Here is a 23,956-nt window from a genome sequence, read left to right on the forward strand (position 1 = left end):
GACTCCTTATCTGATCTTCTTCGGATTGACGTAATAAAAACCGGTATCTAAACCTCGGCCCTTAGGATGATGGCTAACGACTGCTTCGGCTAGTTCTTGGGCTAAGGCTTCTGTCCATTCCCCGGCTTCAATCGCAACTTTCGCCTGATAGATCAAGGCGGTAATCGCCACAAAATCCGCTCCCGGGGTAAAGATGCCATCTAATTTCCATGTGGTAAAGCCGGCTTGGGCCAATTCTCCCAGCTCTTTTACCAGTGACAAGTCATTGGTGGCAAAAATATGGGTGCCGTGGTCGTCTTCAAAAATCGAGTAATGAGTGTTTTCATCTTGGGGATCCGATAAAAACAAGCCTCGTTCCTTTGCGACTCCCTCTTCTTGGCGGGTGTAGCGATAATAGTTTTCCAACAAGGGACGTTTGGACTGATGGATGCAGGTAGCCCCATAAACTTGGACTTCCACGGGAATTTCTAAAGCCGGTTCCATAACTGCCATCTCTTCAAAAGGAACTTCCCGGGCTAAAACAGCTCCCGTGGCACCTTTTTTCCCCCAGAAGTTAATTTGCCGGGCATTGGTCACCAAGGTTTCCGCTGCGTAGATGAAGGGTAAGGCCAATTCCTTTTGCTTCATCACTTGGATGATCCCTGGATCCCCCACTAAGATTTGGTCCACATTGATTTCTTTTAGAAATCGCAAATATTCCGGAATTAATTTCATCTTTTCCGGATGCATGATGCCGTTCACGGCCACAATCGCTTTTTTCCCTTTTTGATGAATCAGCTGCGTTAGTTTGGTTTGTTCTTCCCGAGAAAAATCGGCCGGCAAGCGCAAGCCAAACGTGGCTTCTCCAAAGACCAAACTATCCGCTCCACTATCCAATAAGGCCTCCGCCTGGGGAATACTTTCACAAGTGACAACGATCTCGATCATGTCTTCACTCCTTATCAAAAACTTGCTTTTTTCGCAAGTCGAATTTCAACTTTCCTATCGTAACACAGGAAACACGCAATTCAAAGTTGGAACCATTGGCAAAATAGCATAAAAAAAGTCTCGCTGTCACCAGCGAGACTGACTTTTTAAACCTTTTGTAATGGTTTGACTTCTTCTTTCACCGTTAAGGTAATCTTGCCTTTCTTAGCACCAATCGTCACCTGATCTCCCAGATGAATCTGACCAGAAAGCAGTGCTTCACTTAAGCGGTCTTCCACTTCTTTTTGCAACGCCCGCCGAATCGGCCGTGCTCCGTATTCAGGATCGAAGCCGGCTTTGCCGATTACATCGATAGCCGCCGGAGTGATCTTCAAGCGAATATCTTGCTCAGCCAAGCGTTTGATAATGGCTTTGCTCATGATCTTCACGATTTGGTGAATTTCTCCTTCATCCAAGGAACGGAAGACCACGGTTTCATCGATCCGGTTCAAGAACTCTGGACGGAAGGCTTTCTTCAATTCTTCCAAAATGCGTTTTTGCATTTTCCGGTGATCCCGGGTAACGTCCGTGGCATTGAAACCAACATTCTTTTCTTCCCGAATCTGCGTCGCCCCGATATTCGAAGTCATGATCAAAATCGTGTTGCGGAAGTCGACTTTACGGCCTTTCGAGTCCGTTAAATACCCATCATCTAGGACTTGTAAAAGGATATTAAAGACATCTGGATGGGCCTTTTCCACTTCATCTAATAAGATGACCGCGTAAGGTTTCGAGCGGATTTTCTCCGTCAATTGACCTCCTTCGTCGTAGCCTACATAGCCAGGAGGCGAACCAATCAAACGACTGGTGCTGTATTTTTCCATAAACTCAGACATGTCCACCCGCACCAAGGAATCCTCGGAACCAAACATGGCTTCTGCTAGAGTTTTCGCCAATTCGGTTTTCCCGACACCGGTTGGGCCTAAGAACATGAAGGAACCAATCGGCCGGTCTGGATCTTTCAAACCACTGCGCGCCCGGCGAATTGCCCGGGCCACGGCTTGGACTGCTTCATCTTGGCCAACTACTCGTTGATGCAAGATGCTTTCCAATTCCAAAAGCCGTTCGCTTTCTTTTTTCTCCATTTGTTGCAAAGGCACGCCGGTCCACTGGGAAACTACCGTAGCCACATCTTCTGCCGTCACTTGATCTGCAAATCCTGTGGCTTCTTTGGCTTCCGTAAAGGATAGTTCCGCCAATTGTTGGCTTAATTGTTTTTCTTTTTGACGCAAGCGAGCCGCCATTTCAAAATCTTGATCTTGAATTGCCGCTTCTTTTTCATGCATCAGATTGGTAATGGACTCTCGCAATTCGGCGATTTCGGATGGTTCATCAGTTTTATCCAGACGAACTTTGGCCGCCGATTCGTCCATTAAATCAATGGCCTTATCCGGCAGTTGCCGTGAGTTGATATAGCGCACGGAAAGTTGTACCGCCGCTTTCAAAGCATCATCAGAAATCTCTACCCCGTGATGGTCTTCATAACGAGGACGCAAGCCTTGTAAGATTTCTAAGGCTTCTTCCGGGGTGGGTTCATCCACTTGGACCCGGGCAAAGCGCCGTTCCAAAGCGGAATCTTTTTCGATATATTTTTGGTACTCATCTAATGTGGTAGCCCCGATGGTTTGCAATTCTCCCCGGGCCAAAGCCGGTTTTAGAATATTGGAAGCATCGATGGCGCCTTCTGCTCCCCCGGCACCGATTAATGTGTGCAACTCGTCGATGAAGAGGATTACTTGGCCATCGTGATAGATTTCATCGATGACTTTCTTCATGCGGTCTTCGAATTCCCCCCGGTATTTCGTACCGGCCACTAAAGCCCCCATGTCCAACATCATCAAACGCTTGTCCAACATATCCTCAGGTACTTCCCCTTGGATAATCCGTTGGGCCAAACCTTCCGCAATCGCCGTTTTCCCCACACCGGGTTCCCCGACTAAGACTGGATTGTTCTTGGTCCGCCGACTTAAAATCTGAATCAAGCGTTTGACTTCTTTACTCCGCCCGACTACAGGATCCAAGCGATTTTCCCGGGCCAATTTGGTCAAGTCCCGAGCCAAATTATCCAACGTTGGGGTTCCTTGTTGGGTACCAGATTTTGGCGCTTGTTGTCCTTGGCGACGCCGACCTAAGCCAGCACCTTTTTGCTCGTTGACGCCCATTTTCTTTTTCACTAATTGGCGCATTTTCGCCAAACTTAAGCCTAAATTGGTCATAATCCGTGATGCGAGGATTTCATCGTCCCGCAATAAACCTAAAAGCAAGTGCTCCGTGCCGATTTGAGGCGCGTTTAAGCGTTTGGCTTCATCGCCCGCATAAGCAAAGATTTTCTTTGCTCGAGGTGAGTAAGGCAAATAAACGCCCGCCGGATAACTCTTAATCATCCCGTAGCCTGTCAAATGCTCGATTTCTTCCCGCACTTCATTTTCGGTGACATTCATCTCCCGCAAGGTTTTGCCGGCAATGCCGTTTTGTTCGATAACCAAGGCTAAAAGCAAGTGTTCGGAACCTACTGCTTGGTGTTTAAAAGTTTTCGCTTCCTCTTGGGCGATGGCCAAGACGGCTTTTGCCCGCTCTGTAAATAATTCATTCATGGCTGTCACTTCCTATCTTCATAGCTCAGGCGCTCTAAAATGGCGTGGAGCAAGGTAGCACGGATCTGCTCTTCTTCCGCAAAGCCTCGTAGCGTATTTTTCGCTAAGGTTGCCAATAAGAGATTGCCCTCTTTTTTCGTTACGATCTGTTCTTCGTAAAGCTTTTGGATGATACCCAAGGCGTCTTTTTCTGACAAGCGCTCGTCAAACAGCTCGTTCACTTGTTCTAAAAAGCGGTGTTTATCCGAAATCTTGATCTTCTCAATCCGAATGTAGCCTCCGCCACCTCGTTTGCTCTCTACTACATAACCCCGTTGAATGGTAAAACGGGTATTAATGACATAATTGATTTGCGAAGGGACACACTGAAACTGCTCAGCCATTTCCGTTCTTCTAATCTCAATTATCTCACTGTCTTCCAATATTTTCTTCAAGTACGCTTCAATAATATCAGAAGTATTATGATTACTCACGGCCAGCCCTCCCTTGACTAATACTGACCTTAATTATACCGAAAGTTTTCCGATTGGGAAAGAAGGACGACCTTTTCTAAAACTTTCCCTAACAAAAATTACGTGCAAAACCACAGACGATTCTTGGAAAATGAAAAAAGGCTGTGACAATAGTTGTGTCTCCCTCCTACGACTGAACAATACCAAACGTGAGACGCAAGCAAAAGAAGGCTATCTTCCATTAAAAATCATTGGAAGATAGCCTTCTTTTCATTGCTAAAAATTTCAAACGCTGACTAACCTTGATTTCATCAAGCCAAGTCAGCGTAATTGCTAGTTGAACTTAGCGATTTTTGCTTAGTTCAACTGTACTAGGTGACTGCAAGGAGCGTAGCCACACTCTTTACACGTATGGTACTGTTCTCTCTTCGGACTCTGATACAAATTTTTCTCATCCGTATGTTTTTTTATTTTGGTCAAACGTATGCTATTTATCACTTAGAAATGACTTATATCTCAGCCATTTTTAGTATTTTTTCCCAAATGATCCAGTTGCTTTTTTCAGTACGTCTTTTGTTCTAGATTGAAAGCGGCTAGTTCTGCGTCGCTAGCTTCATTCACAGGAGTAACCGCGGTTAATTCTCCTTGCACGACGACTCGCTTACTTCCCCCTAGCTCATTACAAGTAATCAACGTGACCAACTGCTTGTCTGGCACGGGATCGATATACTGAGTCTCTGTAGGATCCACCGTAATATTTAAAGTAGCCTGATACACATAGATATTCGTCAAATCCGTTAAATAAATCGGATCTCCCACTTGGGTTTGATCCAGAGCCTCAAAAAGATACCCTGGGTCCGCTCCCCGGTGACTGGCCAAGGAATAATTTCCTTCCCCCATTACCTGGTCGGGCCACATAGTCCCAGCCCCCCAAAGCAAGGCTTCATTGGACAAGCCTTTAAAAATCGGCAAGTTTATCGCCACTGCTGGCAACGCGACCCCACCCACCAAGGGTAGTTGGCGATTATTCAATTGCGCTTGAAACACCGCTTGCGCACTGGCGGATTCCACCGCATCAAAATCAAAAGTTTCTTCCTTCTGCTGATTTTCCTGGATGGTTTCCGCCGTGGCTTTGTTCACCGCATAGCGCTCGGTATTGTGTTTCATCACAACATTTTTTATTTGATTATTAAAAACCAAGGCCAAGCCAAGGACGAATAGTAGCACTAATAAAAGATTGCCCACATAGCGGCGAATGCGACGTTTTTTCATAGAAATGCGCTCCTCTTTCCTTCTCTTAGGTATAGTTTACCATATTTAGAAAAGCATCGGAAAAAGCGGCCAAGATTTATGAAAAATTTTGCTAGAAGAATACTTGTAAAAACTGAAAATCGTTGCTACAATAACTTGAAAATTTCATTTTATTTCATAAATCTGCGCTCCATATTGCAATGGCAACGTTTTTCTGTAATACAATTTTAAAGGAAACGAAACAACTTCAGGGTCAAGTTTATTGTATGATAGTAGTATGAGAAAATGGGAGGTTTAGCGGGATGCCAAAAATGGTCTATGTACATATTGATACCACCAGTAACGCCGTTTTGTCCCGGGGGATTAACCCTGTTTCTTTCTATCAAGGAATCGTGCACCAACCGAAGAACCTCTTGCTCTTGGATCCTTCCAGTGACTATGGGGAATACGAGTCCCACACAGGTATGAAGATTTTAAAAGGGGAAGAAGCGGTTAAGCAATACTTTGAAGCACTGGCCCGCCACCGAATCACGGAAACGGTCAAATGGATCGACTTTACCGATCCGGCAATGCTAAAAGAACTGACTCCCTTAGAGATTTCAGAGCTGTTGTATTTTGGTCACATGAAGACGCAACTCCACTCACCGTTCTTCTATAAATTGCAAAATAACTTTGTCTATTTTGATTTACAAGATGACCTTTCCCGGGTTTACTATCGTTACTTAGACGAATACTATCGGATTTTAGCCGATAAATTGACCTACATGGTGCTAGAAAAGATCAACGACCGTAAGTCCTTCTTCCGTAAGTCGGCACCGGTGGACAAACTGAAAGTTTCCTTATTACAGGAAATGAAAGGCATCTTCCAAGAAGGAATTATTTTCTCCTTCGAAACTGCCACCAATGAAAATGGTCAACTCAGCATCCCCATCTATCTGGTAGCCGATGCAGGCTTGCGCAAGACCAATCTCTTGCAAGACGACGAGTATTTAGTCGCTCACTTGATTTACAATCAAACCAATCGGCAATGGCGCTTGGATTATACAGAAAAAGACTTACTCTTCTTCTCGAATTAAAACCCTGCTTTCACAAAGGAAAGCAGGGTTTTTTGTCGTCTTTATGGCCGTTCATTCGGAAGGTACAGTTTGGGATTTGTCTGATAGATCAGTAATGCCACAAACAAAGAGACTAAGGCTGTGGCTAACCCACTGATGCCATTGGTGACCAATGAATAGACAAAAGGTGACATGCCCCAAACAGCATAGGCGCCCCAGAAGATCACCCCGGCCACGAAATGCCAGAAGTAACGGGCTCCCGCACCGCTTAAGGTTCCTTGCACAATCGCCATGCGGGCTTTTTTATCGTCCCCGGCTTGCATTGCTTGGTGTAATTTCACGGCTGCCAATCCGGCAAAGCCAGCAAAAGCAAAGGCAATCGGGTATTCAATCAAGACTTGGCTCACCGCTAAATAATAAACTTTCCCCGCAGGAAAATGCAGCAACCCCCACAGCGCCGCCGCAAAAATTCCGGGCTTCCATCCCCGGCGCAAAGCAAACACGGTGATGGGAATTTGACCTAAGGAAATCGACAAACTCGGGCCGATATCCAAAGGAATAAAGGACAAGGCCATGGCCATGGCCGCGATAATCGTTCCTTCCACCCAAACACGTAAATTTCGATTCATAAAAAAATACTCCTCCTTATAGAACCATCACAATCTACAAAGGAGAAGTATCGCTACTTCTAACTCGTCACAATTCCTACGTTCGCATGATCGAAACAGGTACAGAGGGTTTAGAGTTTACTCATTCTCAGCCAGATGGCTCCCCTTTGTGATCGGATTCTATTTAATTTTTGATACGTTCCTATCATAGCATAAAAGATTTTTTTGAAAAGCGAAACGTTCTGAAAAGTTTCAAACGCTTCTATCATTCTGCCCAAAAGTATCAAACTGTGCTAAAGTGAAGAAAAACGAACAAGGAGTCCATGCAGATGGCGACTATTGCTACCAGTTACACCCCATTTATTGCCACTTTTTTTACAAAGCCCACCGAAGAAACCAAACTTCTGGACTTTATTCAAACCAAATTGCCAATCTATGTGGCGCAGCGCTCTCCCAAGATCAAGCCTGTGGCCGGTAGCCAACATCTTTATGAACTAAAAGTGCACATCGGTGCTGATTTTTATCGGCTGGCTTATCGTTACGAGTCCAATCAAATTCAAGCACTCTATTTGACGAAGACATTACGAAAAGTCCATTTTGATCGCGAAGTCTTGCGCTTTTTAAGGAGCTCTTCATGAAACTAATCACGAAACAAGCCGCCCACTCTTGGGCCAAACAGCAGCTTAAACACAAGGATACCTTGCAACTTCTTCTAATGTCTTTTAAAAAAGACCGTCACATTAAGCTGATCAAACAAGAAGACACGGTGACGATCATCGAAGCCGGCTTTACGAATGCTACTTATCCCAATTTACCTTTGTCGGAAGCCTTGAAGTTACTCAAAAAGCTAATCGCTAAAGAGTTTCCCAGAAGTCATAATCTCTACTGCCAGCTTGAAAAAGGTACCTCTAAAACCGATTAAGTCCCCTTACCCAAAACCAACCTCGGCCAAAGTCAGCAATCTCACAAAGAAAAACTGCTCTTTTGTAGGATCAAAATCCATCACAATCGTGCTTAAATTGCGAAAGCCATGTCCTAATTCCTTTTGTGTGTCCAACCAAATCCGGGCAAAATTGTAAATCGCCCCACCGTGAGAAACGGCCAAGACTTGTTGATGATCCGGCTGTTGCATGATTTGCAATAACGTCTCATTCATTCGTTGACCAACTCCGTGGGAACTTTCACCGCCGTATTGCACAAAGAAATCTCCATAGCCCGTTGTAGGATCAACCTTAGGATTCAGCTGCTCGCTTTGTCCTTCAAAAACGCCGAAGTCAAATTCCTTCAAGCCTTTTAATCGGCGGTAGTCCTTTTGGTACTCTGTCATGATTTCCAATGTGTCCACCGCCCGCTCCTGGGTAGAGGTGTAATAATGGTCAAATTCCACCCCAGCTATCAACCCTCTGGCGGCTTTTGCCTGAGCGATTCCTTTTTCGGTTAAGGGCGAGTCACTAGCTCCTTGAATGCGATGTAGTTGGTTGAACAAGGTTTCTCCATGACGGGTTAAATAAAGTCGTTTCATAGATTCCTCCTATAATTGCGTGTATTCCGCATCACTCACTGCTTCTAGCCATTCCGGTGTACCAGCGGTGATAGCAATGTGTTCAAACCAACTATCGGCCTGGGCTCCGTGCCAATGTTTAACGCCATCATGGGTCACCGCGACATCCCCTTTTTTAAGGGCCTGAGCAGGCTGGCCCGCTTCTTGGTACCAGCCCAGTCCACCGGTAACCAATAGAATCTGATACCCATCATGGTGAATATGCCAGTTGTTTCGCGCTCCTGGTTCAAAGGTCACAACCCCGATTCCTGCACTCCCATCTGGCGTGTCCGTAAGATTGGTTAAAAAGGTTTGACCCGTGAAGAATTCACCATAGGGGTTAGGCTCCCCAGCTTTAAAAAGTTGATCAACTGCTTCTTTATTCATTTTGCTCTCCTCCTTGATAGACTTCCTTAGCAATTCCAAAAGCAGACCAAGCTTTCGGCCAGCCAATGTAAAAGGCCAACTGGGTGATTAATTCCGCAACTTCCTCTTGGGTTAGACCATTTTCCTTCGCTTTTTGTAAATGAAAAGGCAACTGCTCAAAAGCTCCCATGCTCATTAAAGCGGTAATCGTCGCAAAGCTACGATCCCGGGCATCCAGCTGGGACTCGCGACTCCAAACTTCTCCGAACAAAACATCGTCATTTAACGCCACAAAAGGTAGGAGCAAAGTCGCCTAATTGCTCTCTTCCTGCCGTAACTTTCTTCATTTAAGCGTCTCTTCCTTTCGAATTTTTAGCTTTCCTTCGTACTCCAACATGTGCTCTTCATAGTGGGTGATTTTCTCATCCAAAGCATCATACATCTTTTGAATCTCCGCCAGATGTTCCTTGATTACCGCCAACTGCTCTTTTAGCAAAGCTTTTCGGGTAGGAATCGTCTGGTCCCCTGCCTTAAAGAGATCGATATACTCCACAATCCGCTCCAGAGAAACCCCGGCTTTACGCATACAGTTGGTCCAATAAACCCACTGTTGATCCTCTTCATCATAATCACGATAACCAGAAGCAGAACGCTGCACCGGAGGAATCGCCCCAATGCGCTCCCAGTAGCGTAACGTATCAGCGGGAATTTCGTATTTTTCACTGACCTCTTTGATATTCATCTTGCCGCCTCCTTTAACTTACCCTTTCAGTATAAACCTTGAAGTCGACTCCAAGGCAATAAAAAACGACTGCCGAAAGTGTCCTTTCGACAATCGCACTGCTTATTTATGGATTCGCCATCCAAGTCGGCTCCAAGATATTTCCATCCAAGTCCTCTACTTCAAAACCAACCATCACATCTTCTGAAATTCCTGACTCGACTTTGTAGTATGAACCGCCATTATCCTTCGCTGCTTGGGCAAAATCCCGAACCGCCTGGGCACTTTCCAGACTAAATGCGATTAGCGCCCCACTCATCTTACTAGGGTCAACCACACTGCGTAATCCGATAAATTCCTGATAATAATCCCGGGTCAAAAGCATCACCCAAAAATGATCATCCCAAACCATACCACTGGCCCGTTCATCGGAATAGTCTTTGTTTTGCGTAAAACCCAGCTTCGTGTAAAATTCGGTGGATGCCTGTAAATCAGCAACAGGAAAATTGGCAAAGACCATCGTCGCCATTACTATTCACCTCACTTTCTTGTATCTTCTCACGAAAACGCTTCAGATGCCAGTTAACCAACTCGGCGGCCTCAATCTTTTGAAAAAGTGAAGCTTTTTGGTTAGTCTCTGGTTTTCTTCCCGGATTGGCGAGAAGCTTGGTGTATAATAGGCAAAAAGGAGGCTCTCCCATGAAAAAACCAATCATCGCATTCATGTACGATTTTGATCGGACCTTGTGCACTCGGGATATGCAGGAATACTCCTTTATCCCCGAACTCGGCGTGGATGCCGCGACCTTTTGGCAACAAGTGGCTCATTTGGCGGAAACCGAACACATGGATCACATCATCTCTTATTTGTACCATATGATTAAATCCGCTAATGCCAAAGGACTGCCCTTACGCCGTGAAGATTTCGTCGCTTTAGGCAAAGACGTGGAACTCTTCCCCGGTGTCACCACTTGGTTCAAACGAATGAATGACCTCGGTGCCGAACTGGGTCTGGAAATCGAGCACTACATCATCTCCAGTGGCTTGACAGAAATCATCGAAGGCACCCCGATTCATGGAGAATTCAAAAAAATCTACGCTTGCGAATTTCACTACGACGAAGCCGGTAACGCAGACTGGCCCGCTTTAACGGTGAATTACACCAACAAAACCCAGTTTCTCTTTCGCATTAACAAAGGGGTCTTGCCCATGAACGACGACGAGGCCTTAAATGAATTTCTCGAAGATCGGGATCGCCGAATTCCGTTTCGCAATATGATCTATATCGGCGACGGCTTAACGGATGTCCCTTGTATGAAGCTTGTCAAAGTCAACGGTGGTCAATCCATTGCCGTCTATGAGAACAAAGAACGAGTCGTGGACCTTCTAACCGACCGGCGAGTGGACTTCATTACCCCGGCTAATTACGAAGCAGGTAGCGAGCTAGATGAAATCTGCCAAACGATTCTCCGAAAAATGGCACTAGTGGATAAATTAGTGACCTTAAACCATCGGCAACGGGACCAAGAAACACCAAAGCGCTGAATCAAGGGGGCTTACAACCCTTGATTCAGCGCCTTTTTTTCGCAAAATGTTTCACGGGAAACATTTTTAATAAGCATCACAAATCGGTTTTGTTCCCGGATAAACCATCCGATAACGCCGGTAAACTTCTTCATAAGCGGCCACCACAGTAGGATCTGGTAGGTACTCTCCAGCATAAGTGACAAAATCCGCGGCACAACTGGCCACATTCGGATACCAATTGCAACCTACCGCAGCTAACATGGCTGCTCCCATACCCGGTCCTTGTTCCGTAGTCAAGGTGGTGATTGGTGTGTTGAAGATGTTGGCTTGCATTTGCAACCACTCTTTGTTTTTCGCACCGCCCCCTACAGAGACGATTTTTGCCAGACCTTCATTGGTGGCCTGAGCCATAATTTCTTGAGAATCTTTCAAAGAGAAAGTAATCCCCTCTAGCACGCTTCGGGCAAAATGGGACAACCGGTGGTGAATATCCATGCCGATAAAGCTTCCCCGAATCTTGCTATCGCTGTACGGGGTCCGTTCCCCAACAATGTATGGCGTAAAGAGCAGACCATCACTCCCAGGCGCTACACTGGCAATCTCCCCTAGCAAGGTTTCAAAGGAGGCTTCTGGGGCAAAGGTATCCTTAAACCAAGACAAGCTGCTTCCCGCCGCTAAAGTAACCCCCATGGAATACGCCACTTCTTCCGCCGCATGGGCAAATAGATGCAACTTCCCAGCGTACTCTTTTGCGGCGCTGTCTTCATAGCGCAAAAAGACACCACTCGTCCCAATCGAACACATACCAACCCCTGGTGCAACAATTCCGGCCCCCACTGCGGCACAGGCGTTGTCCGCCCCACCGGCAATCACTTGGACCGCTTGGGTAAAGCCAAAGCACTCTGCCAGCTCAGGTTTCACCGTGCCTACAACTGCCGTTGAAGCAACCAGTGGCGGTAAAATCGTCGGATCAATGTTCACAGCTTCTAAGATTTCTTGATCCCATTCTTGGGTGTCTTGATTTAATAGCAGTGTTCCCGCCGCATCGGAGTAATCCATGTGGAATTTCCCAGTCAACCAAAAGCGCAAGTAGTCTTTTGGCAATTGGATTTGCTTCACTTGCTGCCAAATCTCCGGCTCGTTTTCTTGTACCCAACGGATTTTCGGCAAGGTAAAGCCTTCTAAAATGACATTTTTCGTATGGTCTAAAACCATGGGCCCGATTTCCGCCGTCAAAGCTTGACACTGCGCTGTGGTCCGCACATCATTCCATAAAATCGCTGGCCGTAATGGTTGATTGGCTTCATCTAATAAGACCAAACTGTGCATCTGACCGGAAAAACTAATTCCTACCAGTTGTTCTTTCAACTCTGGTAGTTGCTTGATTAAATCTGTAAGCACTTGATCGGCTGCCCGCAACCAATCATTAGGATCTTGTTCACTAAAGCCCACTTGTGGCGTGGACAGAGGATAGCCTTCTGTCGCTTCAGCCACTAATTTTCCCGATTGATCGACCACAAGTCCTTTCAATGCGCTAGTCCCAAGGTCAAGTCCGATTACGTACATAGTATTCCACCTCTTTAAAAAAGGAGGATAAACCCAGGCTTACCCTCCTTCTGTCATTATTTTTTTAAACCAAGTAGTCGTTTAAGCAAGATTTCACGTACTCAATATGACTGGATTCGACTTTGATGTCTTTCAAACCTAACGCGTATTCGGTCAAGCTTTCCAAGTCTTCTTGATCGCTGATGATCTTTTCACCGATGCCTTCATGGAAGCTAGCATAGCGTTTTTCTTTCAAATCATCGAAGAAACGGTCTTCTTTTAATTTTGCCGCTGCTTTCAAGCCCCGAGCAAAAGTATCCATCCCGGCAATATGCGCCAAGAATAAGTCTTCCATTTCAAAGCTGGAACGACGAACTTTCGAGTCAAAGTTAATGCCCCCTGGTGCAATCCCGCCATTTTCCAAGACACCGTACATGGCCAAGGTCACATCGTAAACATTTGTTGGGAATTCGTCTGTATCCCAGCCTAAAAGCACATCCCCTTGGTTAGCATCCAGTGAACCTAGCGCATGATTGATTCGTGCCACTTCGATTTCGTGCTCGAAGGTATGCCCTGCTAGCGTCGCATGGTTTGCTTCCAAGTTTAGCTTGAAGTCGCCTTCTAAGCCATATTTTTGGATGAATTGCAAAGTTGTCGCTGCGTCAAAGTCGTATTGGTGTTTGCTTGGTTCTTTTGGTTTTGGTTCCAATAAGAATTGTGGTTTGTGGCCGATTTTTTCACCATAAGCAATCGCCATTTTGAATAAGCGAGCAATATTATCCTGTTCAAAGCCCATGTCAGTATTCAACAAGGTTTCGTAGCCTTCACGACCGCCCCAGAAGACATAGTTTTCACCGCCGAGTTTTTTAGAGATATCCAAACCTTTTTTCACTTGAGCTGCCGCATAAGCGAAGACATCCGCATTATTCGTAGAAGCTGCCCCATTTACATAGCGGGGATGGCTAAACATATTCGCGGTATTCCACAACAATTTGATCCCAGTACGATCCATGTGTTCTTTAATCAAGTCTGTGATTTCATCTAAGTTTTGATAGAATTCTTCCAAGCTGTCCCCTTCAGGAGCGATATCTACATCATGGAAGCAGAAGTATTCTGCCCCTAGTTTTTCCAGAATTTCAAAGAAAGCTTCTACGCGATTGCGTGCCGTTTCCATTTCAGTAGCGCCAAACCAAGTCCGTTGGTTTGTAGGATTACCAAAAGGATCGCTACCATCTTGCGTCATGGTATGCCAGTAGGCTACTGCAAAACGCAAATGTTCCTTCATGGTTTTGCCGGCAACCACTTCTTCAGGGTTATAGTGACGAAAAGCAAAGGGATTTTTAGTTTTGGTTCCTTCATATTGAATCTTCGCTACATTTGGAAAATAACTCATTCCTAATTCCTCCTAAATAAAGGTTTTTATTAGTTCGTTCTTTTTACGAACTAACTCTACAGGAACATTGTAGTCGCTTACAATCAAAAGGTCAAGAGAAAAACTAGAATTTTTTTATTCCTTGCTAAACTTACCAGGAGTAGCATTTTCGGCTATTCTCTTCATTCAGAAAAAAGACTGGCAAAAAAAGCCAATTCCCTATACAATAAAAGAAGTAAATTTATCAACTAAATTAACGTGAAGGAATCGATGGTTATGACATTATTAGCCTACTCCCCACGCACAGCGAACGAAACCCTGTGTTTGGAATACATCATGAATCAACAAAATCTCTCCCGGGCGGATCTGGCCACCCTGACAGGCCTTACCAAAGCCACCGTTTCCGGCATCATCAAAAAACTCATTGAAGACCAATTGGTGATTGAAACCGGTATTGGTGAATCCAGTAATGTGGGGGGACGAAAACCCATTAACCTCCAATTCAATGGACAAGCAGGCCTTTCTATTGCCATCGATGTCGGCTATAACTATGTTAATGGTCTGCTAAGCTACTTAGATGGGGAAGAGATTGCTATAATTCAAGAAAAGCCGATCCCTTTAAATGAAGATACCATCCAAACATATTTTCAAGAGATCTTCAATACCTTTAGCAAAGTAGCTCCCGAAACCGTCTATGGAGTTGTCGGAGTGGTTATCGCCGTTCACGGGCCAGTTTTTCATGGGGACATTCTCTTTACCCCACACTATAACTTAGACCAGATCCCTTTCCGGCAAATAGCCGAAAGCCTGACCGACTACCCAGTTTACTTTGAGAATGAAGCCAATCTCTCGGCCCTAGGGGAATACAGCTTCACGTCCACCTCCTCTAGTCTGATTTGCGTTAACATGCACAGTGGGATTGGGTCCGGAATCGTACAAAACGGCCATCTGCAAGTAGGCTCCCATGGTGTTGCCGGCGAAATTGGACACCAAATCGTCGTCTTAGATGGTACCCCTTGCCGCTGTGGCAATCACGGCTGTCTGGAAATGTACGCTGCCAATAAAGTCTGCTTCGAGCATTTTGCTACGATTAAAGCCATGGAATATGTCAATGCCATCATTCTGCGGGAGTACTACCGCAATCAAGATGCAGATGCCTTAGCCGTGGTGGCGGAAAACGTCCGCTACTTAAGCATCGGCATCAACAATCTGATCGCTCACTACGATCCCAAGGTCATCGTCTTAAACAGTTCCCTATACCGAGAAATCCCTGAAATGATTGCGCTACTTCAGGACTCTTTACACAGCCATTTCGCTAAAAAAGTCATTTTACGCAACAGCCATCTGCAAGAAAAAGCGACTTTACTCGGTGGTTTGGTCTTGAACTTGCAACACTTTTTAGCCATCGAACAAGTCCGCTTCACCGAAACAAATAGCTAAAAAACTAAAACGGACTGTGTCGGTAGTTGAGTCACCGTCCTGCGAACCGAACAATACCAAACGTGAGACGCAAGCAAAAGAAGGCTATCTTCCAATAGAAACATTGGAAGACAGCCTTCTTTTCATTGCTAAAAATTTCAAACGCTGACTAACCTTGATTACATCAAGCTAAGTCAGCGTAATTGCTAGTTGAACTTAGCGGTTTTTGCTTAGCTCAACTGTACTAGGCGACTGCAAGGAGCGTAGCCCTACTTTTTCTCTTTACACGTATGGTAATGTTCTCTCTTCAGACTCTGACACAACGAATGTCATAGATTTTCCTTATCTGTATATTTTTTATTAATAACAGTTAAGCCCGTTCGCTGTTTACTACTTGAAAATTACTTATACAAAGTCCTGTTTTTAATCCCTAAGTCTGGCTTAGTTGATAGATTTTGCCAATGCAGCGACTTTTTCCATACCGGCAGTCACGATTGCTTCTGTTTGTGCTGGATCGGCATTGTGGCCTTCGATGATGATTTCATCGGTGATTTCCATGCCGAACATGCCACCGAAAACTTTTTCCATATACGTAACGGAGTTTTCCATAACGCTAGCATCGCCGGAGTAAATCCCGCCCCGAGCGTTTAACAAGATGATTTTCTTATCTTTAAGCAGTTGGTTCATGGAGCCGTCTGCATTGTAAGAGAAAGTGAAACCAGCTTGGAAGATGTAGTCAATATAAGTATGCAATGCGGCTGGAATGGACAAGTTCCACATTGGGAAGGCGAAGACGATCACATCAGCGGCAGCGAATTTATCCATCGCTTCTTGGCGGACTGCCATTAAAGTTGCTTCTTTTGTAGTTAACGCTTCTCCTTCTGCCCCTTTGGCAAAAGCGTTGAATAAGTCTTGGCCGATATAAGGCATTTCTTGTGCGAAGACATCGAAAGTCGTCACATTATTGGTTGTTTGATCGATATTTTCCATAAAGGTGTTGTACATTGCAGTAGAAACACCGTCCGGACGATTATTGGCTTTTACGACTAAAATATTGCTCATGTTGTTGCGCTCCTTTTTTTCTGATCGATAGTTTGTTTTACTTACAAAATGTAAGGTACACTATTTTCGAAAGGGGCTCAACTAATCTGCTCACATACCCACTAAAAAAATCGGACCCGCTGTGGGCCCGATTTCACTGGTATTCTCTTTAACTGGTACTCTTACGCTATTTTTCTCTTAAAAAGGCGGCTTCAGCCCTTTAGAAATCAGTAGCGATTTCCCTCACAAGCAATGGCCTTAGTGCGTTTTTTCCACATTAACTGTGACTAATTGGTTTAGCTGAGGTTGCAATAAACTACCTAGTTCTACTGATGCGTGGTGGTTTTTTTGTTGCTTTTGCCAAACCGTGGCTCCGATTAAAAGCGCTAAAAAGGCATCATGGGCTTCTTTTAAATCAGGATTGCCTTCCTTCTCCTCAACATTACAAAGAGATTTAAACAGCTCGTAGGAACACTGATTGACACATTCCGCGACACTGTCATCTCGCTTCTTTGTCAAAAAAAATGGAGTCAAACTGTTTGTAAAGAGGCTGCGTACTCATTTCCATATATGCAGCCAAATTTCTTGCGGTAACATTGCGAAAGCCATTTTGGATGATATAGCGTTTCGTCTGGGACAAGATCATTCGTCGCGTGTACACAACTCTTCTCATAGGCCACCCTCCAAGATTCAACTCACGTGCTTGCTCTTAAAATCCGGTAAATCGCTTTACCGCCCCGCTTGCTTCACACGTAAATATGCATTTGCGCCCCTTTTCCATCTCTTTTTTCAAATGTTCCCATGAGTAGCACAGGGGCCTTCTCTTTTATTCTACTTAGGTAGCTTCAGTATTTCAACCAAATTCATCATTTTTCAATAAAAGTTCAAGGCTTTCTTGATGAAAAATCACGTTTTTTTCCCATTAACACAAAAAGTTCCAGGCGGATAAACGCCTGGAACGTTTGTATTTATGATTACGCTAAGATACCTAGTGCACTCAAAGCAATGGAAAGAACTAAGATAATCAAGATTACCCGAGTTGAGTTCAATTTCTTTTGGCCTAGCATCCAGTATGTCAAAGCAACCAATAAAACGGGTACCATAGCTGGCAAGATGGAATCCAATGTATCTTGCAAGACTAATTCCACTCCGTCGTGTTTGTAAACGAAAGGTACAGAAGCTTTTACCACGGAAGGAATCAAAGCACCGATAACGGTAACCCCTAAAACCGTAGCGGCATTAGTGAAAGCGGAAAGTTGGTTCTTCAAAGTCGTAACCAATTTTACCCCTTGGTTATACCCCAGTGGCAATAACGCTGCCCGACCGAAGAGCAATGCCACGTTGGCAATAATCCAGATGACACAACCGATAATGGAACCACTTTGAGCCAAAGTTCCGGCGATGGAACCAAAGATCGTGCCCCAAATAACGTGGAACAAGGAATCCCCTACACCGGCCAAAGAACCCATCAAAGCGGTTTTCAAAGCGGCCACGGTGTCTTTTGATTTGTAGCCATCTTGTTCTTCAATGGCCACGTCAATCCCCATGATCAAGTTCCCAAAAATCGCATTGGTATTAAAGAATTGATTGTGGACCCGCATCATGTCTTGCATTTGTGCTTCGTCATGGCCGTACAATTTTTTCAAGACTGGCAAAATCCCGTATAGATAACCAGAACTCATCATCCGTTCATAGTTCCAGTTTAACTGACTTCCTAAAATATAGCGCCAGCTGATTTGGTTTAAGTCTTTTTTCGTGATCTTTTGATTACTCATCACCATCAATGCCTCCTTCAAAAGTTCCTGCGTTTGTGGTCACTTGGGCAGCGTCACTTGCGTTAGCTTTTTCTTTATCCTTTGCAAAGATCAACATTGCGGCTACGACACCAACGATGGAAACCCCAAGCATTGGTACTTGCAAGTAAGCCGCCAAGAAGAATCCGACCAATAGGAAAGGAATGTACTGTTTGGTTGGCAAATAGCGCAACAAAATCCCAATCCCGACTACCGGCATAACCCCACCGGCTGTTTTCAAACCGTTCATCAACCCTTCCGGCATGTTGTCCGTTACGGTAGTTACTACAGCATCCCCTGCTAAAAGCATTAGCAAAATCGGAATCGCCCGAGACAAGCCCCACAATACAGAACCGGATAATACCAAGCGAGGAATCCGATTAACTTTCATTTCATCGATGGCTTTGTCCACCCGGTGAAGTAAGAAGACATTGGAGAAACGAGCGACTACGTCTAGTTGCAACATCAAAAGCGAAACAGGCACTGCTAACCCAATCCCGTATTCCGCACCTTTACCGGAAAGAACCGCAAAGACTGTCCCCAAAACCGCCCCGGTAAAGTAATCCGGTACCGAAGCGCCCCCAAAGGCCGCAATCCCTAAACGCATCAACTGTAAGGTCCCACCGACCATCAAACCAAGTTCTAAGTCCCCCATAATCAAACCAGAAACCATCCCGGCAATCGCTGGTTGGGTCAATGTATTTGAAATAAATGAATCATTAATGGAAATATACGAGTAAATCGTAATCAAAATAATTTGGTAAACTGCTAAATGCATGATTGCTTCCTCCTTCTTAGCTCCGTAGTTTTTCCATAAAATCTACGACTGGATCGTTTGGTACTCGTTGTGCCGTGATTTTGATTTGACGTTTGGCAATGTCTTCAAAAACCGCTTCTTCTGCTTCGGTCACTTGGATACTCTTTGTGACTTCTCTGGTGCCTTCTTTGTAGCTCATGTTGCCGACGTTTACCGTAGTCAACTCACCACCGGCTTCCAAGTAGCGCAAGACATCTGTTGGGTTTTTAAATAGTAGAAAAATCCGTTGAGCGCCGTATTTGCCGGCTTGGACATTTTTCGCTGCTTCTGCCACGGTTAAAACGGACAAGCGCATGGAGGACGGTGCTGCCATTCGCAAAGAAGATTTTTGCAAAGGATCCTTTGCCGCCTCGTCGTTAATCACGATGATCCGTTGAGTATTCAAGCTAGTGGACCAGATTCCCGCCACTTGACCATGAATCAAACGTTCATCAATCCGGACGTTGACGATATTGGCTTTCCCTGCATAAGCTTGGTATTGAGCCAAATCATCTGTTGCCGGTGCAGCTGCCGTAGTTTCTACCACTTCCTCAGTGGTCGCTGACATTTCTACTTTCACGTCTGCCACCGCTCCTTTGGCCGCTTTGACCAATTCAGCAGGAGTTGCTTGGGTATTTAAGGTTGCTTCAATTACTAAAGGCAACGACATCCCCGCTAGGATTGCCACCTGATCATCTTCCAAATAATTCCGCAGGGACACGTTACACGGGGTCCCTCCTAGCAGATCAGCAATGATTAAAGTCGAGCCGTTAAGGGTTTTCATTTCTGCTTGTAAATCGGCTTCGAACTGACGATCATCTCCGTCTGGCTTTAATGAAACGACATATACGTGATCTTGCTTCCCTACGATCATCTCTAGGGTGGCTTTCACACCAGCTGCCATCTGGCCATGGCTGACCAATACGATGTTTTCCATCATTTTCCCTCCCGTATTCATTTCACTTTGTTAACTTAACATATCATCTTTTGAACAAACCCACTATACCACATCTTAACCCCCAGGTAAACCTAACATCTTAATATATTATAATTTCTCCAAAAAACCCGCATTTTTGTAATTTCCCCCCTGGAGAAATTGCTTCCATTGACTTGACATGTTATCCTTAAAAGAGCAGATTGATTGGGAGGTGAACCCCTTTGTTACCAAAATATGAACAGATTAAACAAGATTTATTAGCAGAAATCAAGAACCACACTTTTACACCGGGAGACAAATTTTATTCCGAGTCGGACATCAAGCGCAAATACGCCGTTAGCTCCATCACCGCCGTGAAAGCGCTAAATGAATTGACTGCCGCGGGTTATCTTTATCGGATCCAAGGCAAGGGTACCTTCGTCTCGAAATCCAAGGTCTCCCAAAGCGTAAAATTCTCCGATATTGAATTGCACTCCTTGGATAGTGAACGAGTAGAAGTTTTGTCGATTGAAAAAGAAAACGAGCCGGAGATTCTTAAAGAGTTGGGCTTGACCCCACAAGAGCACTACTTCCGGATTACCCGGGTCCGTTATTTCGGCGATGTTCCTTTTTTGATTCACATCACCCACTTGCCACCAAAACTGGTGCAGCAACCTTTGAAAAAGGAGCTTATGCAATACGCCAGCGTGTACGAACGGATTCGTAAAGATTTCGGCATCGATTTATTTACCATGGCTTCGGTGGAAACCAACGAAATCGTCTTTCCTGAAGACGCTCGGATCTTAAATCGCTTGCACCTAAGCTTCCGTGAGCCTGCCGTGAAGCAAGTGAAGCATACCTATCTGCCTGATGGTAGCGTGGCCGAGTATATCATTAGTTACAAACACTGGAAATACTTTAAAACAAAAATCGAAGTGGAAGCTGAATAAGCTCCCACTCCGATTTTTTTATTCGTCACAAATTGGTGTTTCTGAGAAGGTTACAGCGGTTAATTCCACCCCTTCAGTTTCAAAGATCACGATTTGATTTGCTCCGACTTTCAAGAAGTCTTTTGGACAATACAAGCTGTGAATCGGCCCTTTACTCCAATAGCGGCCGAGATTAAAGCCATTGACTAAGACCACGCCTTTGCCATAAGCAGAGCAATCGATAAAGGTATCGGCCACTTCTTCTAACGTAAAATCAGTGGCATAAAACGATGGCTGTTGCGGATTTTTCCCGGCAGTAAAGTCGATTTTATCGATTTGTTCCGGGTCTAAGGTCAATGGATAGTGGCGATAGCCTTGATGGAAGTGAATATCTTGCATCACTCCGCCACGGATGCCCTTGGCTTGACTAGGATTATTAAACTTGTAGCCATAGTTTACCCGGCCTTGGTTTTCCACCAATACCGCTACTTCCATGGTCGCTTGGTCGCCCGGTTGTAACATCATTTCTGACCCCAAAGCCGTGGTGGCCACTTCTTGTAATTGACCATCCACGAAAACTTGTACGCGGTCGCTGACTTCCACGATTTTCAATTTGTTTTCCCGCTGATAATTTTTCAACTCCATGTCGTACAAAAGATAGCCGTAGTTGGCGTCCAATTGTTCCATGGTTTGAGGATAAGCAGAGGCCACTGGCGTGATCATTTGTTCTTTTGTTTGGAAGAATGACACGCTCTTATTGATCGGATAACGCCCCAGATTCTTCAAGGTTTTCGTTCTTGGTTCTGCTTGCCACACATCGGGACACACTTCTTTAATGGCTTGTTGTACCAGATAGTATTTTTCGGTAGGCTCCCCTGCTTCGGTTAACAAGGCATCGTAATCGTAGCTAGTCACTTGGGGCAAATCTTTTTCTTCCCGGGCGGAACAGCCGTTGTAAAAACCAAAGTTGCTCCCCCCGTGGAACATGTACAAATTCACCGAACCTAGTTTTAGCATTTCTTTGACTTCCATGGCTAAGTCCGCCGGGTCCCGCTTAATCACCGGTTCTCCCCAACGATTAAACCAGCCATCCCAGTATTCCATACACATCAAAGGCCATTTTTTCCCATGGTCGGCAAAGTATTGTTGCAAGACTGCGGCATTTTCTTTGGAGCGACTGCCGAAGTTGCCTGTAACAAAGACATCCTCGTCGATTAACGTCCCGGCATCTAGCGCTTCTTCCCACGCACCATCTGAGGTAAATAATGGCACCTCAATGCCCCCGGCTTCCATTAGTGCTTTGGTAGCTTTCAAATACTCCTTGTCCATACCGTAAGAACCATACTCGTTTTCGATTTGCATCATGAGTACCGGCCCGCCTTGGGTCACTTGTAATGGCGCTAAACGGGGTAGTAATTCTTGATAGTAATTGGCCACACGACTCATAAAGCGCTCATCGGTGGAACGCAAGCGAATGCCGCTTTCCTTTAAGAGCCACGCCGGTAGACCACCGAATTCCCACTCCGCACAAATGTAAACGGAAGGTCGCAAAATCACCCATAGTCCTAAGCGTTGCGCCAAGGAAACAAAGGCCTCCACATCTTTCATACCAGCAAAATCAAAAACACCCTCAGCAGGCTCATGAATATTCCATGGTAAGTAAGTCTCCACGGTATTTGCCCCCAGCGCTTTTAGATTGTACAGGCTGTCTTCCCACTGACTCGTAGGCAAGCGAAAGTAATGAATCGCCCCGCTGATGATTTTAAAAGGCTGACCATTCAGCATAAAATCTTCTTTTATTTCAAAGGTTGTCATGAATGTTCTCCTTACCAATAAATTTCCCAATCTGGATTCGACAAGCGAGTCAACGCTTCAAAATAGAAGTAATCTCCCCAAAGGTTTGGTTCGTCCACCCCTTTGCCTTCCCCGTGAGCGTAGACCCCGTGGAGCAATAAGCCTTCATTTTCTTCCTCTTCTGCAAAATAATGGCTGGCCAATTGATACACCATCCCTTTTGCCAAGGCTAGCACATCAGGATACGCCTCTTGTTTGCTGGCTTCGATTAAACCGCAAGCGGCAATGGCCAAAGCCGAGCTATCTTTTTCTGCAGGATGTTCGTCATTAAAATCAAAATCCCAATAAGGAACTAAGTCTTGTGGCAAGTTTGCCAAAAAGACATCCACGATTTGCCGATAAATACTTGGATAAGGCTGGCTATGAACATACCGTTCATTTAAGGGAATCCCCAAGACGCCCCAGCTTTGACCCCGGGCCCAGATAGATTGATCTCCGTGGCCTTGATGAGTGGCCCCATGACTAGGTGCCCCTGTGGCAGGGTCGAAATAATACGTGTGATAAGTAGTTCCATCTGGTTTAATCACCGTGTTAATCAAGGTGTGGTAGTGCTCTTTGGCCACTTCTGCATAACGAGGGTTGCCTGAAAGCTCACTGGCTTTAAACAACAGTGGCAAATTAATCAAAGAATCGATAATCAAGCGGTATTCTCCAGGATCGTTAAGCTTACCCCAGGCTTGCAAAAAGCCGCCTTTTTCTTGGAAGCGAGCCAACAGGACGTCTGCAGCTTGTAGCAATTGATTTTTGTAGGCTTCTTTATGAGTGATTTGATAGCCCGCCCCAGCAGACAAACTGTACAAAAAGCCGATATCGTGATGATCCAAAACAAAATGATCCGTTAGCCGTTGCTGGAAGCTGTCCAGATTTTCTTCCGCCCGATTTAAAAAGGCGTCATCTTTGGTCCATTCATAAGCCAACCATAACATCCCCGTCCAAAAGCCATTCGTCCAGTCATCATTGGCCTTTAGCCGATATTTCCCATTCATAGCCGATGCCGAAGGGAAGTTTTGGCCATAGCGTTCCATGTTCTTTGCGATTTTTCGAATACAAGCCGCCCGTTGATCCTCTAACCATTGGGGCGTGATGAGTTTACCAATTTCAATCAAGCGCTCTTTTGCCAACATATTGTAGCAGCCTCCTTAACTTGTTAACATATTAACTGTGTTTAGTATACTCTACTCCACTAAAAAAAGCGACCCCTCTTCTGGGAA

The 23,956-nt window shown here is 45.1% G+C and carries 25 protein-coding genes, 1 pseudogene and 1 riboswitch; of the genes and pseudogenes, 6 read left to right on the forward strand and 20 right to left on the reverse strand.

All coding sequences use genetic code 11. The features are described 5' to 3' along the window. Positions 1-6 precede the first annotated feature (6 nt). From I579_RS03445 to I579_RS03460, 4 genes are all read right to left on the reverse strand, one after another. Positions 7-927: a peptidase U32 family protein gene (locus tag I579_RS03445; RefSeq protein WP_010754983.1), complete on the reverse strand. Its 921-nt coding sequence runs from the start codon at positions 925-927 to the stop codon at positions 7-9. 146 nt (positions 928-1,073) lie between these two features. Continuing rightward, positions 1,074-3,560, reverse strand: coding sequence for an ATP-dependent Clp protease ATP-binding subunit (locus I579_RS03450; protein ID WP_010754984.1), 2,487 nt, complete (start codon positions 3,558-3,560; stop codon positions 1,074-1,076). A gap of 5 nt (positions 3,561-3,565) precedes the next feature. Beyond that, a complete protein-coding gene (locus I579_RS03455; RefSeq protein ID WP_010754985.1) occupies positions 3,566-4,033 on the reverse strand; it encodes a CtsR family transcriptional regulator in 468 nt (155 codons plus the stop codon). Positions 4,034-4,573: 540 nt separating this feature from the next. Further along, positions 4,574-5,284, reverse strand: coding sequence for a class A sortase (locus I579_RS03460; RefSeq protein ID WP_010754986.1), 711 nt, complete (start codon positions 5,282-5,284; stop codon positions 4,574-4,576). Between the two features lie 281 nt (positions 5,285-5,565). On the opposite strand from I579_RS03460, the gene I579_RS03465 reads away from it, so the two are divergent. Then, on the forward strand, positions 5,566-6,339 hold the full coding sequence (locus I579_RS03465) for a hypothetical protein (RefSeq protein WP_010754987.1): 774 nt from the start codon (positions 5,566-5,568) through the stop codon (positions 6,337-6,339). Positions 6,340-6,380: 41 nt separating this feature from the next. On the opposite strand, the gene thiT is transcribed toward I579_RS03465, so the two are convergent. After that, on the reverse strand, positions 6,381-6,947 hold the full coding sequence (gene thiT, locus I579_RS03470; RefSeq protein WP_010754988.1) for an energy-coupled thiamine transporter ThiT: 567 nt from the start codon (positions 6,945-6,947) through the stop codon (positions 6,381-6,383). Positions 6,948-7,003: 56 nt separating this feature from the next. Continuing rightward, positions 7,004-7,103, reverse strand: a riboswitch (TPP riboswitch). Positions 7,104-7,255: 152 nt separating this feature from the next. Here thiT and I579_RS03475 point away from each other — a divergent pair. Both I579_RS03475 and I579_RS03480 read left to right on the forward strand, forming a co-directional pair. Then, positions 7,256-7,564 carry a hypothetical protein gene (locus tag I579_RS03475; protein WP_010754989.1) on the forward strand — a complete coding sequence of 103 codons (309 nt, stop codon included), beginning with the start codon at positions 7,256-7,258 and terminating at the stop codon, positions 7,562-7,564. Beyond that, the gene (locus I579_RS03480; RefSeq protein ID WP_010754990.1) at positions 7,561-7,848 is read left to right on the forward strand and encodes a hypothetical protein; all 288 of its coding nucleotides are present in this window, start codon (positions 7,561-7,563) and stop codon (positions 7,846-7,848) included. Before I579_RS03475 ends, I579_RS03480 begins: the two co-directional genes overlap by 4 nt. 6 nt (positions 7,849-7,854) lie before the next feature. Here I579_RS03480 and I579_RS03485 read toward each other — a convergent pair whose 3' ends face one another. The 5 genes and pseudogenes from I579_RS03485 to I579_RS03505 form a co-directional block, all read right to left on the reverse strand. Then, positions 7,855-8,448 (reverse strand): histidine phosphatase family protein, encoded by a 594-nt coding sequence (locus I579_RS03485; RefSeq protein ID WP_010754991.1) that lies wholly within the window; start codon positions 8,446-8,448, stop codon positions 7,855-7,857. A 9-nt stretch (positions 8,449-8,457) separates the two neighbouring features. Next, positions 8,458-8,853, reverse strand: a complete 396-nt coding sequence (locus I579_RS03490; protein WP_010754992.1) for a cupin domain-containing protein — start codon at positions 8,851-8,853, stop codon at positions 8,458-8,460. Then, positions 8,846-9,179, reverse strand: a pseudogene (locus I579_RS03495) (carboxymuconolactone decarboxylase family protein). The gene I579_RS03490 and the pseudogene I579_RS03495 overlap by 8 nt, the downstream one beginning before the upstream one ends. Beyond that, entirely contained in the window at positions 9,176-9,574 is a 399-nt protein-coding gene (locus I579_RS03500; protein WP_010754994.1) for a MerR family transcriptional regulator, read from the reverse strand. The pseudogene I579_RS03495 and the gene I579_RS03500 overlap by 4 nt, the downstream one beginning before the upstream one ends. 106 nt (positions 9,575-9,680) lie before the next feature. Next, a complete protein-coding gene (locus tag I579_RS03505) occupies positions 9,681-10,082 on the reverse strand; it encodes a VOC family protein (protein ID WP_010754995.1) in 402 nt (133 codons plus the stop codon). 170 nt (positions 10,083-10,252) lie between these two features. On the opposite strand from I579_RS03505, the gene I579_RS03510 reads away from it, so the two are divergent. Next, complete coding sequence (locus tag I579_RS03510) at positions 10,253-11,098, forward strand: HAD family hydrolase (protein ID WP_010754996.1); 846 nt, start codon at positions 10,253-10,255, stop codon at positions 11,096-11,098. 66 nt (positions 11,099-11,164) lie between these two features. Here the strand turns inward: I579_RS03510 and xylB are convergent, their stop codons facing one another. Both xylB and xylA read right to left on the reverse strand, forming a co-directional pair. Beyond that, entirely contained in the window at positions 11,165-12,646 is a 1,482-nt protein-coding gene (gene xylB, locus I579_RS03515) for a xylulokinase (RefSeq protein WP_010754997.1), read from the reverse strand. Between the two features lie 64 nt (positions 12,647-12,710). After that, positions 12,711-14,018 carry a xylose isomerase gene (xylA, locus tag I579_RS03520; RefSeq protein ID WP_010754998.1) on the reverse strand — a complete coding sequence of 436 codons (1,308 nt, stop codon included), beginning with the start codon at positions 14,016-14,018 and terminating at the stop codon, positions 12,711-12,713. 255 nt (positions 14,019-14,273) lie between these two features. Here xylA and I579_RS03525 point away from each other — a divergent pair, with 255 nt between their 5' ends. Continuing rightward, positions 14,274-15,437, forward strand: a complete 1,164-nt coding sequence (locus I579_RS03525) for an ROK family transcriptional regulator (protein WP_010754999.1) — start codon at positions 14,274-14,276, stop codon at positions 15,435-15,437. A gap of 420 nt (positions 15,438-15,857) precedes the next feature. On the opposite strand, the gene I579_RS03530 is transcribed toward I579_RS03525, so the two are convergent. From I579_RS03530 to I579_RS12610, 6 genes are all read right to left on the reverse strand, one after another. Further along, positions 15,858-16,478, reverse strand: coding sequence for an FMN-dependent NADH-azoreductase (locus I579_RS03530; RefSeq protein WP_010755000.1), 621 nt, complete (start codon positions 16,476-16,478; stop codon positions 15,858-15,860). A gap of 237 nt (positions 16,479-16,715) precedes the next feature. Continuing rightward, complete coding sequence (locus tag I579_RS03535; protein WP_143139877.1) at positions 16,716-16,976, reverse strand: hypothetical protein; 261 nt, start codon at positions 16,974-16,976, stop codon at positions 16,716-16,718. Beyond that, complete coding sequence (locus I579_RS12780) at positions 16,957-17,130, reverse strand: TetR family transcriptional regulator (RefSeq protein ID WP_010755001.1); 174 nt, start codon at positions 17,128-17,130, stop codon at positions 16,957-16,959. The genes I579_RS03535 and I579_RS12780 overlap by 20 nt, the downstream gene beginning before the upstream one ends. A gap of 301 nt (positions 17,131-17,431) precedes the next feature. Continuing rightward, positions 17,432-18,238 carry a PTS system mannose/fructose/sorbose family transporter subunit IID gene (locus I579_RS03540; RefSeq protein WP_010755002.1) on the reverse strand — a complete coding sequence of 269 codons (807 nt, stop codon included), beginning with the start codon at positions 18,236-18,238 and terminating at the stop codon, positions 17,432-17,434. Next, positions 18,225-19,028 carry a PTS mannose/fructose/sorbose/N-acetylgalactosamine transporter subunit IIC gene (locus I579_RS03545; RefSeq protein ID WP_010755003.1) on the reverse strand — a complete coding sequence of 268 codons (804 nt, stop codon included), beginning with the start codon at positions 19,026-19,028 and terminating at the stop codon, positions 18,225-18,227. The genes I579_RS03540 and I579_RS03545 overlap by 14 nt, the downstream gene beginning before the upstream one ends. A 16-nt stretch (positions 19,029-19,044) precedes the next feature. Continuing rightward, a complete protein-coding gene (locus I579_RS12610; protein ID WP_010755004.1) occupies positions 19,045-19,983 on the reverse strand; it encodes a PTS sugar transporter subunit IIAB in 939 nt (312 codons plus the stop codon). Between the two features lie 221 nt (positions 19,984-20,204). Between I579_RS12610 and I579_RS03555 the strand changes: the two genes are divergently transcribed. Then, positions 20,205-20,912: a GntR family transcriptional regulator gene (locus tag I579_RS03555; RefSeq protein WP_010755005.1), complete on the forward strand. Its 708-nt coding sequence runs from the start codon at positions 20,205-20,207 to the stop codon at positions 20,910-20,912. Positions 20,913-20,930: 18 nt separating this feature from the next. On the opposite strand, the gene I579_RS03560 is transcribed toward I579_RS03555, so the two are convergent. Together I579_RS03560 and I579_RS03565 are read right to left on the reverse strand one after the other, a co-directional pair. Continuing rightward, entirely contained in the window at positions 20,931-22,706 is a 1,776-nt protein-coding gene (locus tag I579_RS03560) for a glycoside hydrolase family 35 protein (protein ID WP_010755006.1), read from the reverse strand. An 11-nt stretch (positions 22,707-22,717) separates the two neighbouring features. Continuing rightward, on the reverse strand, positions 22,718-23,869 hold the full coding sequence (locus I579_RS03565) for a glycoside hydrolase family 88 protein (protein WP_010755007.1): 1,152 nt from the start codon (positions 23,867-23,869) through the stop codon (positions 22,718-22,720). Between the last annotated feature and the right edge of the window lie 87 nt (positions 23,870-23,956).

It is taken from the genome of Enterococcus asini ATCC 700915, assembly GCF_000407365.1.
GTDB lineage: Bacteria > Bacillota > Bacilli > Lactobacillales > Enterococcaceae > Enterococcus_C > Enterococcus_C asini.

Excerpts from the sequence above, each read along its gene's own strand:
- I579_RS03445 (WP_010754983.1), bottom strand. The coding sequence starts at position 927 with ATGATCGAGATCGTTGTCACTTGTGAAAGTATTCCCCAGGCGGAGGCC.
- I579_RS03450 (WP_010754984.1), bottom strand. The coding sequence starts at position 3,560 with ATGAATGAATTATTTACAGAGCGGGCAAAAGCCGTCTTGGCCATCGCC.
- I579_RS03460 (WP_010754986.1), bottom strand. The coding sequence starts at position 5,284 with ATGAAAAAACGTCGCATTCGCCGCTATGTGGGCAATCTTTTATTAGTG.
- I579_RS03465 (WP_010754987.1), top strand. The coding sequence starts at position 5,566 with ATGCCAAAAATGGTCTATGTACATATTGATACCACCAGTAACGCCGTT.
- thiT (WP_010754988.1), bottom strand. The coding sequence starts at position 6,947 with ATGAATCGAAATTTACGTGTTTGGGTGGAAGGAACGATTATCGCGGCC.
- I579_RS03475 (WP_010754989.1), top strand. The coding sequence starts at position 7,256 with ATGGCGACTATTGCTACCAGTTACACCCCATTTATTGCCACTTTTTTT.
- I579_RS03480 (WP_010754990.1), top strand. The coding sequence starts at position 7,561 with ATGAAACTAATCACGAAACAAGCCGCCCACTCTTGGGCCAAACAGCAG.
- I579_RS03485 (WP_010754991.1), bottom strand. The coding sequence starts at position 8,448 with ATGAAACGACTTTATTTAACCCGTCATGGAGAAACCTTGTTCAACCAA.
- I579_RS03490 (WP_010754992.1), bottom strand. The coding sequence starts at position 8,853 with ATGAATAAAGAAGCAGTTGATCAACTTTTTAAAGCTGGGGAGCCTAAC.
- I579_RS03500 (WP_010754994.1), bottom strand. The coding sequence starts at position 9,574 with ATGAATATCAAAGAGGTCAGTGAAAAATACGAAATTCCCGCTGATACG.
- I579_RS03505 (WP_010754995.1), bottom strand. The coding sequence starts at position 10,082 with ATGGCGACGATGGTCTTTGCCAATTTTCCTGTTGCTGATTTACAGGCA.
- I579_RS03510 (WP_010754996.1), top strand. The coding sequence starts at position 10,253 with ATGAAAAAACCAATCATCGCATTCATGTACGATTTTGATCGGACCTTG.
- xylB (WP_010754997.1), bottom strand. The coding sequence starts at position 12,646 with ATGTACGTAATCGGACTTGACCTTGGGACTAGCGCATTGAAAGGACTT.
- xylA (WP_010754998.1), bottom strand. The coding sequence starts at position 14,018 with ATGAGTTATTTTCCAAATGTAGCGAAGATTCAATATGAAGGAACCAAA.
- I579_RS03525 (WP_010754999.1), top strand. The coding sequence starts at position 14,274 with ATGACATTATTAGCCTACTCCCCACGCACAGCGAACGAAACCCTGTGT.
- I579_RS03530 (WP_010755000.1), bottom strand. The coding sequence starts at position 16,478 with ATGAGCAATATTTTAGTCGTAAAAGCCAATAATCGTCCGGACGGTGTT.
- I579_RS12780 (WP_010755001.1), bottom strand. The coding sequence starts at position 17,130 with ATGAGAAGAGTTGTGTACACGCGACGAATGATCTTGTCCCAGACGAAA.
- I579_RS03540 (WP_010755002.1), bottom strand. The coding sequence starts at position 18,238 with ATGGTGATGAGTAATCAAAAGATCACGAAAAAAGACTTAAACCAAATC.
- I579_RS03545 (WP_010755003.1), bottom strand. The coding sequence starts at position 19,028 with ATGCATTTAGCAGTTTACCAAATTATTTTGATTACGATTTACTCGTAT.
- I579_RS12610 (WP_010755004.1), bottom strand. The coding sequence starts at position 19,983 with ATGGAAAACATCGTATTGGTCAGCCATGGCCAGATGGCAGCTGGTGTG.
- I579_RS03560 (WP_010755006.1), bottom strand. The coding sequence starts at position 22,706 with ATGACAACCTTTGAAATAAAAGAAGATTTTATGCTGAATGGTCAGCCT.
- I579_RS03565 (WP_010755007.1), bottom strand. The coding sequence starts at position 23,869 with ATGTTGGCAAAAGAGCGCTTGATTGAAATTGGTAAACTCATCACGCCC.